Source organism: Streptomyces sp. YS415 (genome assembly GCF_023544665.1).
Lineage (GTDB): Bacteria > Actinomycetota > Actinomycetes > Streptomycetales > Streptomycetaceae > Streptomyces.
The window spans coordinates 1-13,256 of sequence record NZ_JAMJFL010000038.1 but is presented as its reverse complement, the minus strand read 5'-3'; the positions used below and the strand labels follow the sequence as shown (position 1 = coordinate 13,256).

Here is a 13,256-nt window from a genome sequence, read left to right as displayed (position 1 = left end):
TGGTGAAGAGGCAGTGTTCGGAGCATGCGCTATGCGGGGATGGGTACGGCTCCTCTGCCAGGGACGTCCAGCGCGCGGTAGGTCTCACGCACCCGGACCGGGAACCGGTGGATGCAATGGACAGTTCGGATCTGGTGGCGCAGCCCGGTACGGTGCGAAGGCTGTGTCTGCAGCATCCCGATAGGGACGCCGGGACATCCGAGTAACGAGCTGCCACATGGTGCGTTCCTCGGACAGTTGCTGCGGCAGTACCAGTCCGAGCGCGTCAGCCAGCGGTTTGCGGCCCAGGTTCACCATGGCCCGCACTGCAGCGGCCCATTCATCGGTGGCGTACACAGCGGAGCGGTACCACAACGGAATGAGTGCACACAGCATGGTGGCGGTGACGACCAGCAGGGGCCGCTCGGCGACGGTTGACGTCAGGGCCAGAAGGGCAAGCACGGCCACTACCCCGTGTCCGTATAGCAGCGCCACGAAGAAATCCACGCTGGTACGTGCCGTCTCCACCTGGCGGCGTGCCTGTACGGGCGCAGCTGCGCTCAACTCGTTCCACAGCACCTGGGTATCGAGGCGGAAGCGGTTGTGACCGTACTCCTCGAATCGACGGATCGCATTGCCGAGTCGGGTCGGGGCGAGTTGGTCGGTGTCCGCCGGGTAGCGGGCCAACTGCTCGTTGAGCAGTGCACGCTGTACCGGAGTACGGCCTGCCGGGCGGGCGATCAGATCAGTGATCCGTTCTTTCCGGGCCCGCTGCCGTCGGCATCCACGGTCGTACGCACTGCGCGGCCACAGCAGATAACCCTCAAGGATCCGGTAGAGAGGGGTCTGGAGAGCATTGAGCACGATGCCGAAGAGAACGGCGGTACAGAGGAGCAGCAAGGCCGTCTGACTGCCCGTGTCGGGCCAGACACGCTTGATGGCTGCAGTCCGCTGCAGACTGGGAGCGACGGTGAGGAAGAAGACCGCGAGGTTGAGCGCGGTGGGCAGCACCCAGCCAACGACCAGCGCCCATCCGCCCCCAAGGACGCCCTTGGCGATGTCACCCACGGATTAGGACTCCTGCGGCCAGTCGTCGTCCGGATCGTTCTCCGGCCCGGGAGAGGTGTGCCTGACAACGGGCGGTCCCGAGGCCCCCTTGCCGTGCACAACGTCGGCCGCGATCGAGCCATGGTCAGCGATGATGTTCACGATGCCGCCAGCGGCCGGTTCGTCCTGGCCAGCCGACGCCCCGTCTTGAAAGGTGTGCTGGGCGAGCAGCGCGCGCAACTCCTCGGCGGCCTGGTCCCGCTCGGTGTTGTCCAGGCTTTCCAGCAGGGCCTCGATACGGGCCTGCCACAGCGCCGAACGGAACGCTCGCTCCAACTCAGGCTGCCCGGCCGCCTCCAGTCCGCCTGCAGTCTGGTCGAGTTGCTCCAGTTCGGCACTCTCGCGCTGCGTGTTTCCTCGGCCGAACCAACGGGCCACCTGCTGACGGAACACCGCCCATGCGTCTGTGCCAGCGGCCTGCACCACCGCAGTGCCTCCCGCCGCTGCCAGCGCAGTCATTGCCTCCGACAGCATCCTCGCCCTTCCTCCCGAGAGATCAGATCCGGCCCAGGGTGCGCTGCACCAGAGCCGTCACCACGTCACTCCATCAGACAAGTACCGACACTGCCCCTGGTTTCGTCGAGACGTTCCATCGTTCACAACCGCGTGCGCCATTTCGGGGTTGGTGACCGTGCAGGGCATGACGAGTTCGTCGATGCGGTCTTCGGTGGGGGAGACGACCAGTTGGATCCGGACCAACGTGCCGGTCAGGTCGTCGGGGAGGGTCTCATCGTCGAGGTAGCCGTGAAGGACGATCACGCCGTCGGGTTCACCGGGAGGTGGGGCAGGCTGGGGCATGGTCATCGCACGGCCCTCCTTCCCTCTCGGCCGCGAGGCCGAAGCGACTGGGGCACTGCACCGAGCATCCTTCGGCGTTGCGCGTGTTGGCGGGCGTGTGCTCGCCCGTGGGCGTGCGAGCAGGGCGTGCAGGGTTCTTCTTCGCGCGCTTCGTGGCAGTCGTGACCTTCTACCGTGCCGCAGGGAGCTGTGATGCCGTGCAGTACGGCGAGGGGGTACAGCTCGTCGCCATGGACGCCGGTGCGGGCGGTGATGGTGCGTTGCTTGAAGCCATCGCGGAGCAGGCCCAAGGCGACGGCTTGCATGAGGGTCAGTGCCTGACGCGTGTGGAGTATGACGGAGGTCGCCATGGTGAGGATTTCCTTTGCGGGGCGGCTGTTTGTCGGTTGATGCGGCGAACCGGTGTTTACGAAAGTTGGTGCTTAGGAGACGCAGATCCGAGCGCCGCGTCCCGGCCGTCTGGTCCGGGGGCGCGGCGCTGTGGTGTGTCGTGTCGTGCTGGTGCGTCAGGAGGCCGTGGCCGCACGGAGGATGTCGGCGTGGTCGAACGCCAGGCGCTCCGGCAGGTGGTCCAGGGGCCACCAGCGGGCGATCCGGGCGTCGTCTCCGGCGACGATCTGGGTGCCGACCGGGACGACGGCCGTGTACGCGACGGTGACGTACCGGCCGCGCGGGTCGCGGTCGGGCGCGTCCCAGACGCCGATCGGGCGCAGGCTGTCGGCGGTGACGTGGACGCCGGTCTCCTCAGCTAGTTCTCGGGCCGCGGCCGCGAGGCTCGTCTCGCCTTGGTCGACGTGCCCGCCGGGCAGCGCCCAAGCTCCCTCGTGGGGCGGCCAGCCCCGCTCGATCAGCAGGACGCTGCCGTCGGGCGTCATGGCCACCACGTCGGCGGTGTAGCGGATCGTCTCGAACGACTCGGTCTCGGTCTCGGTCATGTTCATCTCGCGGTTAGGTGGGTCAGTGGGTGGCGGTTTCGATGACCACGAGGAACTGGTCGCCGGGCAGGTCCATCACGACCTGGGCGTCCGTGCCCTGTGCGCGCTGGACGGCGGCGTACTCTTCCGCCGGCCATGAGCCTCGAGGGCTTCCGGCGGGGAACCGCTCGAGGACCGTGCGGGCCTGCGTGCTGGTGGTGTCCATCAGGCGTCACCGCCGTTCACGCGCTCGTGGATGTCGATGAGGGTGGCGATGGCGTCGGGGCTTGCCGCCAGGCCGACCCACTGCCCGAGCGCGGTGAAGACGGGTACCTGGTCGCGGTCGGCATCGAACACCACGGCGTAATCGCCGTACCGGTCGAGGACCATCTCCTTCAGGGCCCGCGCCGGTGCGGTGGCCAAAACCTCCAGGGAATCGACGGTGAGCCGGGCGGGCTCCGCCGCGTTGTGGGGCTGGGTGAGGACGCCGGAGACGTGCAACAGGTCGCCGGGCTGGATCTTGGTGAGCAGCTCGTGCACGATGCCGGGCTTGCTGGTGGTGCAGGACCAGGTCACGTCGTCCACGGCGTCGTCGGTGGGTGAGACGACCAGCTGGAACCGGGCGGTGTAGGGCGCGTCGCCGGGTGTGGGGACGGTGTCGAGGTAGCCGTCGACGGTGAGGTTTTTGGTGTCCATCAGTTGGTCTCCGCCAGGGGGTCGATGGGGCGAGGGGTGCGGGTTCGGGTGGTGCGCTGCGCAAGCACCAGCAGGTCGCGGTTGCGCTTCTGCTGGGCGTCTGTGATCGGCCGGGCCTTCGCGCCGTGGCGGTGCCAGAGCGGCGAGGGGGGCGGCTCGGGGTAGGCGAGGGCGTGGTCGACGTCGCGGTCGGTGCTGCTCATGGGTCCTCCAGGTGGAGGTCAGGCGTGGTCGCCTTGGCCCTTCTTGGACTTGGGCTTTGGCGCGAGGTCGGAGGCGAACCGCTCGCGGCGGGCCTCAACGGGGTTGGCGGTGATCCGGTCCTGCGCGCATGCCTTGTGTGCGGGCTCGCCGGAGTGGGAGCGCATGGGCGTGGGCTGGCCGCACAGCGTGCAGGGTCCTGCTAGCGGTCGAAGTGCTGGCTGTCGCGCCAGACGAGAGGCTCGCTGGGAGCCGGGATCAGGCCGGGCTCGAACGGCGGCTTCTCCTTCGTGCGTCGCCTGCGGGTCACGGCCGGAAGGCGGGCAGCTGCTGAAACACACGCTCCAGCAGGTCCGGCGTCGGCTTCCAGGGCACGACCTGCCCGCGCGCGGGGATGGGCAGGGGGAGCTCCTGGACGTCGTCGAGCACCAGGTGCCAGGCGCCCGGGTGCGCCCACTCCGAGCAGGGCGGCGCACCGTCGGGGTCCTGGTGGCACTCGGTGATCCGGGCGACGCCGACCACGGCGCCGGTGACCAGCTGACGGTCGCTGATCGTGCGGCCGATCAGCGGAGTTCGCAGGGCGGGCCGGTCGACGGTCTTGCTCGCGTGCAGCAGCACCCAGCCGGGCCGCCACCGCGCGGCCCGGTTCTCCACCGTCTTGGCCCCGGCGAGGATGCAGGCCGCGTACGGCTGCCGGATGCTGATGCCCCGGATCCAGTCGCCCTCGGGCAGGGTCACGGTGCTCATGCGGCCCGCCCCCACACGGCCGTGCCCGGCCTGCCCGCCCTGCGCCTGTTGACGGACGGCACGGTGGCGTGCGCCGTGGTCGCCAGGACCGCCCGGCCCGAGTGCTTGCCGTCGTACAGGGCGGCGTCGGCCGCCCTCTGCAGGCGCGTCAGGTCGCGTGCGCCGATCACGTCCGGGGACGCGGCGCCGACCGAGGCGGCGACGTCGACGGTGCGGCCGTCTTCCAGGACGACCGGCGTGTGCAGCATCCGGACCAGCTGCGCGAGGCGCTGCTCGCGGCGGGCGGCAGGCAGCTCCAGGACCACGGCGAACTCATCGCCCCCGAGCCGGCCGGCCGCAGCGCGCGGGCCCGCCCAGGCCGTGAGGCGGGCCGCGATCGACGCGAGGACGGTGTCGCCCGCCGCGTGCCCGAGGCTGTCGTTGATCTCCTTGAACCTGTCGGCGTCGACCATGACCACGGTCGTGTCGTCGCCGTGGCGGGCAAGGAGCCGGCGGGCGCGGGCGGTGTAGGAGTCGCGGCGCAGCAGGCCGGTCAGTGGATCCTTCCGGGTGGCGGCGAGCTGCTTGTGCAGGGCGACCGCGTGCACGGCCCAGCCGGTCAATGGCAGGGCGGCGGTGGTCAGTAAGAGTGCGCGCTGCCCGATTCGGGCCTGCACGCGCAGGACGGAGTCCATACTGGGGATCTCACTCTCGTCTCGTACGGGGTGGGTAGGCCCGGGACAGGTGGACTGGTTTGGACGCCTTTGTGCGCCTGTCCCGGGGCGGAGCTACAGCGCGAAGTCGCTGCGGGTGGTCCAGTTGTGGGGGCTCTTCCAGGGGCCGGCCTGCGCGGCGGGCCACTCCATCTGCCAGCCGGGCCGAAGCCCGCGCGCTCCCCAGCTGTCGGGCTGCTTGCCGGGGATCTCGAGTCCGGCCGTGTGCGCGGCGAGGGCGGCGTCGTACACCTCGTGGGCGCGGCGCAGGGCCGCGGCGGGGGAGTCGGCGACGCCGGTGAAGACGTGCACGCCCTTGTGGGCCGGGTTGGTGGTGTCGTGTATCGGGACGTCGACCTCATAGAACTCGGTGCGCGGCATGACGCCCATCTCCTCTCCGTGCCAGTGCTTGAGGGGCCACCGCGACCGCCCTGGCCTCCGTGGTGCGGGAGGGCCGGGGCGGCACGGAGAGCCCGTCAGGCAGCGACAGCGGCGGGGGAGTCGAGGCCTGCTCCGCGGAGTGCGTCCAGGACGTACGCGTCGAAGCGGGCTTGGTGCTGGGCGGCGGCCGCATGGCCGGTGGCGCGTCCGTAGGCGTAGCTGTACGCGTGCATGCTGGCGTCGGTGTGGGCGAGGGCCTGGTCGACAGCGCGGCGCGCAAGGTGCTCGATCCAGGTCTGCGCGGCGGACTCGCGGCGGGCGTGCGACGTCGTAAGGGCCACCGCCTGCGCCCACTGTCCGCTGCCGCAGGCTCGGCCGCCGCACTGCACCCAGTTCCACTGCCGCTGGCGCATGCCCTCGGGGTCAGCGTCCCAGTCCGCAGCCCAGCGGACGGCCTGCTCGGGGATCAGCTGTTGGACGACGTCCAGGACGTCACGGCCGGCGGCGCCGAGCGCGCGGTGGGCGTCGGTCTCCTCAAGGACGCGGATCCGGTGGGAGAGCAGCCGGTAGGGGTAGTGGCGCTGGCCCCAGTTGCCGGTCTCGCCCAGGGGCTGGACGATCCACAGCCGCACGGGCCAGGTGATGGGCCAGATACCGGTGTCCTCCAGCGCCTCGCCGACGCGCTTGACCATGCGGAAGTATGAGAAGGGGCTCTCGTCGAACCACAGGTTGGTGCAGGGCTGCGGGTGGTCGACGACTTGGCCGACGTTGGCGGCGAGGTTCACCGGGGTTCCGGCGTGCCGGGACATCTCGATGATGCCGTCGGCGGGGGTGGCGATGTACCAGGTGACAGGCTTGCGGGCCATGTGGTCCTCCATGAAGGGGTGTTGGCGGCTGGGGCCGCTCGATAACCGGGTGTTGGTCGGAGTGCGCACGTCGGCGGTCAGGCGCGATAGACGGGCGGGCGGACTCCGGCACGGAGTTCGCGGGTGGGTTGGGGGTTGTTCGTCGCAGCGTCGGCGGAACGGCTCACGCGCGGACTGCGCTGGCGACCTGCGCTTCCAGGTCCGCGCGGCCCTCGGGGTCGTCGTCCTGGTCGTCGGTTTCCTGGGCGACGTCGACGGGGTCGCCGTGGATGGTGCAGACGATGTCCGGGTCGTTGTCCATGGCGCCGGTCAGCGCCTTGTGCAGGTCGGTGACCGAGTGGACCGGGGCCCACGCCTGGCCGGTGCACTCCGGGTCGACGAGGCAGGGCAGCAGGACGTCGAAGCCGAAGTCGCCTTCGCCGTCGACGTCGTCGCGGAACGCCAGGATGAGGTACTGCTGCCCAAGGCGGATCTCCGCGACGCGGTCCCGGCCGGTCACCAGGTCCGATCCCGGCCGCCACCGCCACAGCGGCAGGATCTCCGGACCGAAGAAGCGACGGACCAGCAGCAGATCGCCCAAGCCGGTGCTGCCGTCGCGCCCAAGTTCGGCCTCCCGGGCCTGCGAGAGCCGCTTCAGGAACGGCTGCAGGCGGTACAGGACGTCGGAGAAGACGACGGTGTTGAATCCTTCGGCAGCGAGCCTCTGGTGCGAGTGCACCATGGCCTGGTGCTGGGCGCGGACGACGGCCTCGGGCACGCGCCGGTTGTCCGGCCGCGGGCCCTGCCGCTTCAGGCAGACGTCCAGCGGCGTGGCGACGACGACCGCGACGGTCGGCATGCCGTGCCGCTTGGCGGCCATCACCAGCTCCATCCGCACGCTCTGTTCGACGTTGGTCGCGTCGATCACCGTGTTGAGCTTCCTGGCCATCCGGCGCTCCAGGATCAGCTTGAGAACGTCGGCGGCATCGGCCGTGGCGTCCTGCCGGCCAGGGTCATCGCTGACCACGCCCCGCAGACCATCGAGCGAAAGGACCTGGGACGCCGGCCAGGTCCGGGCCAGCGTCGACTTGCCAGCGCCGGAGGCCCCTATGAGCACGATCAGCCCGTTCTCGGGCAGGTCCGGGTACAGCACCGAGGTCATGCGGGGATTCCTTGCGGGTCGAGGGAGCGGGCAGCCCAGTTCAGGCGCTGCCCGGCGGTGTCGGTGAGTAGGGCGGCGGCCTCGTGCAGCGGGCAGGAGGCGTCGCCGTCGCCGTTCGGCTCGATCTGCTCCGCCCGGCGCGCTGCGGTGCTGACCACCTGCGCGAGCATCGGGAAGAGACCGCCGGGCACGTCGACGTCCTCCTGGAGCTCGCGCAGGATCGCGGCGAGCTCGCGGGCGTCGACGTCGTCGGCGCTCAGGTCGTCCTGAACCTGTTGGAGGGCGAGCTGGGCGATGCCGAGCGAGGCACGCACCCGGTCCAGGCGCGTGCGGGAGCGGCCGGTCATCGGGTGGTCGCCTTGCTGGTGGCGACCACGGTTGCGACCGTTTCCCAGCCGTGGTGCCAGGCGGAGTCGAGGTGGAAGGCGCCGTTCATGCCGAAGTCGGCGAACTTGTAGAAGCCGCCGTTGCCGGTCTTGGTGGCGAGCCTCTCCAGCAATGTCGGCAGGTTCGGATATTCGACTGTGCGGAATAGCGTCTGTGAGCCCACCGCAGGGCAGTCGGACGACGCGAGCGCGGTTCCTGGTTCTGGCATCAATACACTCCTCTCATCAGCACTTACGTTCGGGTGCTGCATCTGAAAGCAGGGGGGATGTGATGTCGACGGTCGACGTGCAGAGGGTCTGGAAGCCGTCCGTAGCGGACCTCTGGGCGGGACGACGCCCTCTGTGGTGGACCGTTGGCCCGGCGGGGGAGCTGGCTGTACTGCTCGTCCATCGGCAGTGCCTACGCCGAAGCCGCTACGTGAAGGGTTGGGTGGGATGGGGCCCGCAGGTCCCCTTCGATGCGGTGCTCGTGATTCGCCAGGCTGACGGGTCGCTTCAACGTCGACTGATCAAGGACGTCCCGGTCAGGCCGAGCCACATCGCTCTTCTCCCGGAGGCCCGGCTTCTCATCGCAAGCGGTCGAGCGGGCAAGGAGGAGTCGGGAGCATGGAGCCCGAACGCCGTGGTGTTCTCTCTGGAAAGTGGTGACCAAGAAGCCACCTTCTGCATCGGCGACGACATCCCTGCTCTGGTGACCGATCGCGAGGGGTCGATCTGGACGGCTTACGGGGACGAAGGCATCTATGGAGGGCATCCGGAGTCTGCAGCCGGCCTTGCCGGCTGGAGTGCCGATGGTCGGGCAACCTGGGCTCCAGGAGGTCGCCTTCCTGACGTGCCTTTGGAGGGATGCACCGCTGCCACCGAGGGGGACCAGGTCTGGCTGATCTGGTATTCCGGTAGTCGGCGGCGAGGCACGTTCTTGACGCGGATCACCCCGTCGACCGGTGAGGTGAACAGTTGGCCCAGCCCCGTACGTGACCCGGACGGTTTCGCCGTGCGGGACCATCGAGCGGTCCTGACCAAGCGTGTTCACAACCAGAGGTCAACCGAGGTGGTGCGAGCCGAGTTGGACGGTGATACCTGGAGTGTGACCGAGCGGCGCAAGATTCGAGTGCCCGGACGGGTGGTCATGCGCTGCGGTCAGGGTCGCGACGGTCTTCTATGGCTTCGCGCTGGCGACACGTGGCTTCTCATCGAAGCCTGATAGCGGCCGAGACGTGCAGCTCACGACCGACGGGCCACCTCGGCTGCGTAGGCCATTCTGACCGCGCCGGCAGACCATCGTTCGGCCGCCATAGGGCTGATACCGAGCAGCCGTTGCAGCACAGCTGGCGGCATCTGTGTGCAAAGGTCGAGCAGGGCGGCGCATCGTCCGGCTTCGGACGGGAGGCCGATGTTCCGCAGACGGGTCGCGAGCCGACTGTGGTCAGGATGCCGAGCGCACGGGCCCCGGCTCCGGCGACGATCGCCTATCTGCTAGCTTCCCGAGGTGCTTGATGAGCAGTCGCAGTGCTCGTCATGACGCGTCCCGACCGGAGAGGATGGACAAGGAGTCGGGCTCCCCATTCCTCAGCAGTGACGGTGCGGTATTCATCGGCAGGTCGCAGAGCCCGGCGCCGGGCGATGAACGCTCGATGTGCCTCGATGGCATCAGTGGGGTAGATCGCGGCGCGGCCGGCCTGTTGCCCGAGCAGGGCGGCGAAGACGGCGGGACGGTGAGCATGCATGCTTGGGGTTCTCCTGATCTCGCCGCCAGGTGTAGGCGAGCTGGATCCGTCCAACCAGCTCGGGACACAGCGTGATAGTGAGAAGAAGCACCGAAACCGAGCTGTCCCTCGCCATCAGCTCCTTGAGGTAGCCGGCCGACGGTTCCGCAGCGGGTCCCACGGCGGATTCCCGACGAGATATACACCAAGGTCTTCGCCGGGCTCCGTTCTCATCGTGACCGCGCCTTGCTGGCCTTCTGGGAGACCCGACCCAGAATTCCTCATCGGGTCAAGATCGCGGCATCTTCGGCCGGCTCTGGAGACCACGCGCGACCCCGAGGGGTTCGCCCGCTTGAGGGCTTCACTGCCGACCTCGCCCTGGGCGACTGCGGCCGCGCATACGGAACTGACTGTGCTCACGAACACGCTTGTGTCCGGTGCCCCGTCCTGATCGTCCACGCGACAGAGCGTCCCCGACTTGTCGAAATCCGCGACAACCTCCTCACGCGCATCTTGGAAGCCGAAAGGGAAGGGTGGCTCGGCGAGATCGAGGGGCTGCAGAGCAGCCTGACCCACGCCGAGGAGAAGCTTGCCCAACTCGACGCCCAGATCTCCCGGAAGCAAGAGTCTGTCGACCTGGGCATTCCTACATTCCGGGAGATCGTTGCTCGCACCACTACGGCGGCCACCCCGCCGGGGCCTGCGTGACTGAACGGCTGTCGCTCTGGCGTGCTCAGCGGCCACAGTCACAGAACGCGGCGCTTGGACGAGCTTCATCCACGCGGATGATCTACACCACCCCGGCCACGCACCACGTTCTACGGGCGGCGGGCCAGCAGGTGGGTGTCGAGGAAGCCCCGCTCGGACGCTGGGTCGTGGAGCAACCGAGCCACCGTGGGGAGTCCGGCCCCGGCCAGCAACTCGGCAAACTGCTCCGCCGGCCAGCTATAGGCAGGCGCCACCTTGTGGTCGAAGCGGACAGGCTCCGGCCCCTCGGTTCCGAAGAAGGACGCCAGGAGCAGGCCCCCTGGTGCCAGGACACGCGCCTGCTCAGCGAGCAGCGCGGGCAATTCTTCAGGTGGGGTATGGATCATCGAGTAGTGGGCCAGCACTCCGCCGAGCGCGCCGTCCTCGACCGGCAGGGCCTCCATTCGTGCTTCGTCGAACCGCAGCGCCGGATGGGCCCGCCGGGCGTGGGCGACCATAGCCGGGGAGAGGTCGAGCCCGAAGGCGTCCAACCCCAAGTCGTGCAGCATGGCGGTCAAATGGCCGGGTCCGCACCCGACGTCGGCTGCCCGCAGATTCCCCGTGCCACGCACGAGCTCGGCGAAGGTGCCGATCATGTTCCGTGCGAACGGCTGCGTCTCCAACCGATTAGCGAACATCGACGCATAAAGGTCGACGACCCCGTCGTAGGCCGCCCTGGTCTCGTCCTGGTGTTTTAACACGGGAGGGAAGCTAACACCCGCGCCGTTCACAGCAGTTCTCCGGCCCCATACCGGCCCCTTCCCCGCAGGACTGATCGTCCTGTCACCTGACCACGGGACGCCCCGGTAGTTCGGAGAATGCAGCAGCCGAGCTACTTCGACAGGCAGAAAACGAACCGCCTCCCGCAGTCCCCACAGGTCTCACGGGCTGACATGGCCCGGTCCAGGGCCCACTCCTGAACGAGCGTCGGCATCCGCTTGGGCTTGGCCAGGTCGACGCGGAGCAGGAAGCCGCGGGTGGGGTGGTTGCACGACCACTGCGGCCGGTACGAGCACCACTTGCAGCACAGGATCGCGACCGGTCCGTCGTTGTCGCCGGGGCTGAGGCCCATGTTCCTCAGCTGCCGTCACGTGACGAGTCCTTCGGGGACCGCGCCGCGATCGAACTTCGGGCCCGCCGGAAGCGGACCCGCTGAGATGGCGGGCGTTGGAAGGGCTGGGCACTCAGGTTCTGTGCTGCTTGGATGCTCCAGTGATCGAACTGGTGGTTGCCCTGGCAGCGGCAGGGCTGACGGCGTGGTTGTTCCGTCGCAGAGTGAAGCAGCGGGCAGACAGTGCCGCCCAGGGAAATGTGATCAAGATTCCCTGTCTGCTCCAGCACCCTTCCATTGAAGGACGATGGCTTCGGGGGCGGCTGTTGATAGGCCCCTCCGAAATGGGCTGGGAGCCACGGAGCAAAGCCGGGGCGGCAGTGTCCCTCCCGGAGGGGCTGCGCCAGGTCAGCGTGCGGTCACCGTCATGGCGCGAGGCGGTGAAAATCAACGGTGGGTCCAGAATCGTCGAATGCAGCTCTCCCGAGGGACCTCTTCTTGTCGCTGTGATGCCGAATGAGTTGGACCACGTGCTCACTGCCTTGAACAGCAGCTGAGCAGAGCAGGAAGCATCCCTTCTCGCCTCCGAGCGGGGCAGCGCTTGATCTCGCGGTGCCGCTTCCTGCGCCTCCTGGGCATCAGCGGCTCCAGACGCCGGGCAGCCGGTCGGGGCGGTGCGGATAGCGGGGGCCGGGGCGCTGCGGGCGGGGTCGGCCGATCCGGCGGCGCGGGCGGGGAATGAGCACGAGCGGTTCCTCCAGTGGTCGGTGGACAGCGCTGCGCCCCGCCGGCGCCGTGCTGGTGTCGGCGGGGCGCTACGTGCGGCCGGGCGGCCTGTCCGGTCCTCGCCCAGCCCCAGGACGGGACGGGCGAGGACCGGGCAGGGCGTCAGGTCTTCAGCGGCTGCTGCGGGTGCGGAGCAGTCGGGCGGCTTTCTGCTTCAGCTGGTCGAAGAGGGTCGGGTGCGTGTGCCGCCAGGCGGTGCGGTCCACACCGTCCTCCGTGGCGAAGCTGCGGGAGGCTCCGCAAGTGCACGTCCAGGCGAAGGGCTCGGGGCGGGTGTCGTCGCGGGTGGCGGTGACCGTGGCCGGGCGACCGTCGTGGCGGCCGTGGTAGGTGCCGACCCAGAACTCGTTCGTGCGCAGCTCCGTGTGCGGGTGGTGCTGGCCGGTGATGGGCTTGTCGTGGAACTGCATGGCGGGGCGTCTCCCTTGTCCGGGCGGGTGTGGTGGCTGGTGGTGTGCAGGCCGGAGGGCCTGGCCCGCCCCCGACCGCGGAGGGTTCGGGTGCGAGGCAGGTGGTCCGGAGCAAAGGTTCAGAGGCCGCGGGTGTCGGCGAGACCGGCGGCGTGGTCGACCATGCGCAGCGGGGTGCGGGCCGATCCGTGGGCGTCGTTGAAGGACGGCACGGAGTCGACGTCGTCGCCGAACTTGCGGCGGATCGCGTCCAGGAGCACGGAGGCCGCGTCGGCTTCCAGGCCGCTGTCACCGCGGGCCTCGGCTCGGATGGCTCCGAGCATGCAGCGGGCGCCGTCTTCGTCGACCAGGGCGCCTGAGCACCAGCCGCTGGTGAGCAGCCGGTGGTGGGCGCGCTGCAGAAGGGCGGCGACCGGGGTCGGGTAGGAGGCTGGCGGGGGCTGGAGCGTCGGGGTCAGCGGGACGGTGATGACGTCGGCCAGGTCCACGTGCTCTGTGGGGATGTGCGCGGTGTTGACCTCGTAGGCGACGGCCGCTTCGTCCAGGCGCGCGGTCATCGCCGCGTTCACGAGGGTGAGGCGTTCCTCGAGGCTCAGTTCCGCTGGCGCGGCCGGGGTAGTTGGGGCGGGATGGTCTCTGACGGGGGAG

Annotated in this window: 20 protein-coding genes; 1 reads left to right on the top strand and 19 read right to left on the bottom strand. The window is 69.3% G+C overall.

The window, feature by feature from the left end:
- Positions 1 to 84: 84 nt before the first annotated feature.
- The 15 genes from M8H82_RS32330 to M8H82_RS32260 all read right to left on the bottom strand — a co-directional run bounded on the left by M8H82_RS32330 (position 85) and on the right by M8H82_RS32260 (position 8,021).
- On the bottom strand, positions 85 to 1,047 hold the full coding sequence (locus M8H82_RS32330; protein WP_250078668.1) for a hypothetical protein: 963 nt from the start codon (positions 1,045 to 1,047) through the stop codon (positions 85 to 87).
- A gap of 3 nt (positions 1,048 to 1,050) precedes the next feature.
- Positions 1,051 to 1,560, bottom strand: a complete 510-nt coding sequence (locus M8H82_RS32325) for a hypothetical protein (protein ID WP_250078667.1) — start codon at positions 1,558 to 1,560, stop codon at positions 1,051 to 1,053.
- 57 nt (positions 1,561 to 1,617) lie between these two features.
- Positions 1,618 to 1,890, bottom strand: a complete 273-nt coding sequence (locus M8H82_RS32320) for a hypothetical protein (protein ID WP_250078666.1) — start codon at positions 1,888 to 1,890, stop codon at positions 1,618 to 1,620.
- 500 nt (positions 1,891 to 2,390) lie between these two features.
- The gene (locus tag M8H82_RS32315; protein WP_250078665.1) at positions 2,391 to 2,819 is read right to left on the bottom strand and encodes an NUDIX hydrolase; all 429 of its coding nucleotides are present in this window, start codon (positions 2,817 to 2,819) and stop codon (positions 2,391 to 2,393) included.
- Between the two features lie 22 nt (positions 2,820 to 2,841).
- Entirely contained in the window at positions 2,842 to 3,024 is a 183-nt protein-coding gene (locus M8H82_RS32310) for a hypothetical protein (RefSeq protein ID WP_250078664.1), read from the bottom strand.
- Entirely contained in the window at positions 3,024 to 3,494 is a 471-nt protein-coding gene (locus tag M8H82_RS32305; protein WP_250078663.1) for a hypothetical protein, read from the bottom strand. The genes M8H82_RS32310 and M8H82_RS32305 overlap by 1 nt, the downstream gene beginning before the upstream one ends.
- Positions 3,494 to 3,697: a hypothetical protein gene (locus tag M8H82_RS32300; protein ID WP_250078662.1), complete on the bottom strand. Its 204-nt coding sequence runs from the start codon at positions 3,695 to 3,697 to the stop codon at positions 3,494 to 3,496. The genes M8H82_RS32305 and M8H82_RS32300 overlap by 1 nt, the downstream gene beginning before the upstream one ends.
- 18 nt (positions 3,698 to 3,715) lie before the next feature.
- A complete protein-coding gene (locus M8H82_RS32295; protein WP_250078661.1) occupies positions 3,716 to 3,862 on the bottom strand; it encodes a hypothetical protein in 147 nt (48 codons plus the stop codon).
- Between the two features lie 139 nt (positions 3,863 to 4,001).
- On the bottom strand, positions 4,002 to 4,442 hold the full coding sequence (locus M8H82_RS32290) for a hypothetical protein (protein ID WP_250078660.1): 441 nt from the start codon (positions 4,440 to 4,442) through the stop codon (positions 4,002 to 4,004).
- Positions 4,439 to 5,116 carry a GGDEF domain-containing protein gene (locus M8H82_RS32285; protein ID WP_250078659.1) on the bottom strand — a complete coding sequence of 226 codons (678 nt, stop codon included), beginning with the start codon at positions 5,114 to 5,116 and terminating at the stop codon, positions 4,439 to 4,441. The genes M8H82_RS32290 and M8H82_RS32285 overlap by 4 nt, the downstream gene beginning before the upstream one ends.
- A gap of 93 nt (positions 5,117 to 5,209) precedes the next feature.
- Positions 5,210 to 5,515 carry a hypothetical protein gene (locus M8H82_RS32280; RefSeq protein WP_250078658.1) on the bottom strand — a complete coding sequence of 102 codons (306 nt, stop codon included), beginning with the start codon at positions 5,513 to 5,515 and terminating at the stop codon, positions 5,210 to 5,212.
- Positions 5,516 to 5,610: 95 nt separating this feature from the next.
- The gene (locus tag M8H82_RS32275) at positions 5,611 to 6,381 is read right to left on the bottom strand and encodes a hypothetical protein (protein WP_250078657.1); all 771 of its coding nucleotides are present in this window, start codon (positions 6,379 to 6,381) and stop codon (positions 5,611 to 5,613) included.
- Positions 6,382 to 6,544: 163 nt separating this feature from the next.
- Positions 6,545 to 7,522 (bottom strand): ATP-binding protein, encoded by a 978-nt coding sequence (locus tag M8H82_RS32270; protein ID WP_250078656.1) that lies wholly within the window; start codon positions 7,520 to 7,522, stop codon positions 6,545 to 6,547.
- On the bottom strand, positions 7,519 to 7,869 hold the full coding sequence (locus M8H82_RS32265; protein WP_250078655.1) for a hypothetical protein: 351 nt from the start codon (positions 7,867 to 7,869) through the stop codon (positions 7,519 to 7,521). Before M8H82_RS32265 ends, M8H82_RS32270 begins: the two co-directional genes overlap by 4 nt.
- Complete coding sequence (locus M8H82_RS32260) at positions 7,866 to 8,021, bottom strand: hypothetical protein (RefSeq protein WP_250078654.1); 156 nt, start codon at positions 8,019 to 8,021, stop codon at positions 7,866 to 7,868. The genes M8H82_RS32265 and M8H82_RS32260 overlap by 4 nt, the downstream gene beginning before the upstream one ends.
- Positions 8,022 to 8,179: 158 nt before the next feature.
- Between M8H82_RS32260 and M8H82_RS32255 the strand changes: the two genes are divergently transcribed.
- Entirely contained in the window at positions 8,180 to 9,112 is a 933-nt protein-coding gene (locus M8H82_RS32255; protein ID WP_250078653.1) for a hypothetical protein, read from the top strand.
- Between the two features lie 1,320 nt (positions 9,113 to 10,432).
- On the opposite strand, the gene M8H82_RS32250 is transcribed toward M8H82_RS32255, so the two are convergent.
- From M8H82_RS32250 to M8H82_RS32235, 4 genes are all read right to left on the bottom strand, one after another.
- Positions 10,433 to 11,062 (bottom strand): class I SAM-dependent methyltransferase, encoded by a 630-nt coding sequence (locus M8H82_RS32250; protein WP_250078652.1) that lies wholly within the window; start codon positions 11,060 to 11,062, stop codon positions 10,433 to 10,435.
- Positions 11,063 to 11,193: 131 nt separating this feature from the next.
- Positions 11,194 to 11,442 carry an RRQRL motif-containing zinc-binding protein gene (locus M8H82_RS32245; protein ID WP_308293295.1) on the bottom strand — a complete coding sequence of 83 codons (249 nt, stop codon included), beginning with the start codon at positions 11,440 to 11,442 and terminating at the stop codon, positions 11,194 to 11,196.
- A gap of 866 nt (positions 11,443 to 12,308) precedes the next feature.
- Positions 12,309 to 12,608, bottom strand: coding sequence for a hypothetical protein (locus tag M8H82_RS32240; protein ID WP_250078650.1), 300 nt, complete (start codon positions 12,606 to 12,608; stop codon positions 12,309 to 12,311).
- 119 nt (positions 12,609 to 12,727) lie between these two features.
- Positions 12,728 to 13,256, bottom strand: a 529-nt coding sequence (locus tag M8H82_RS32235) for a hypothetical protein (RefSeq protein ID WP_250078649.1), incomplete at its 5' end; no start/stop codon positions are given.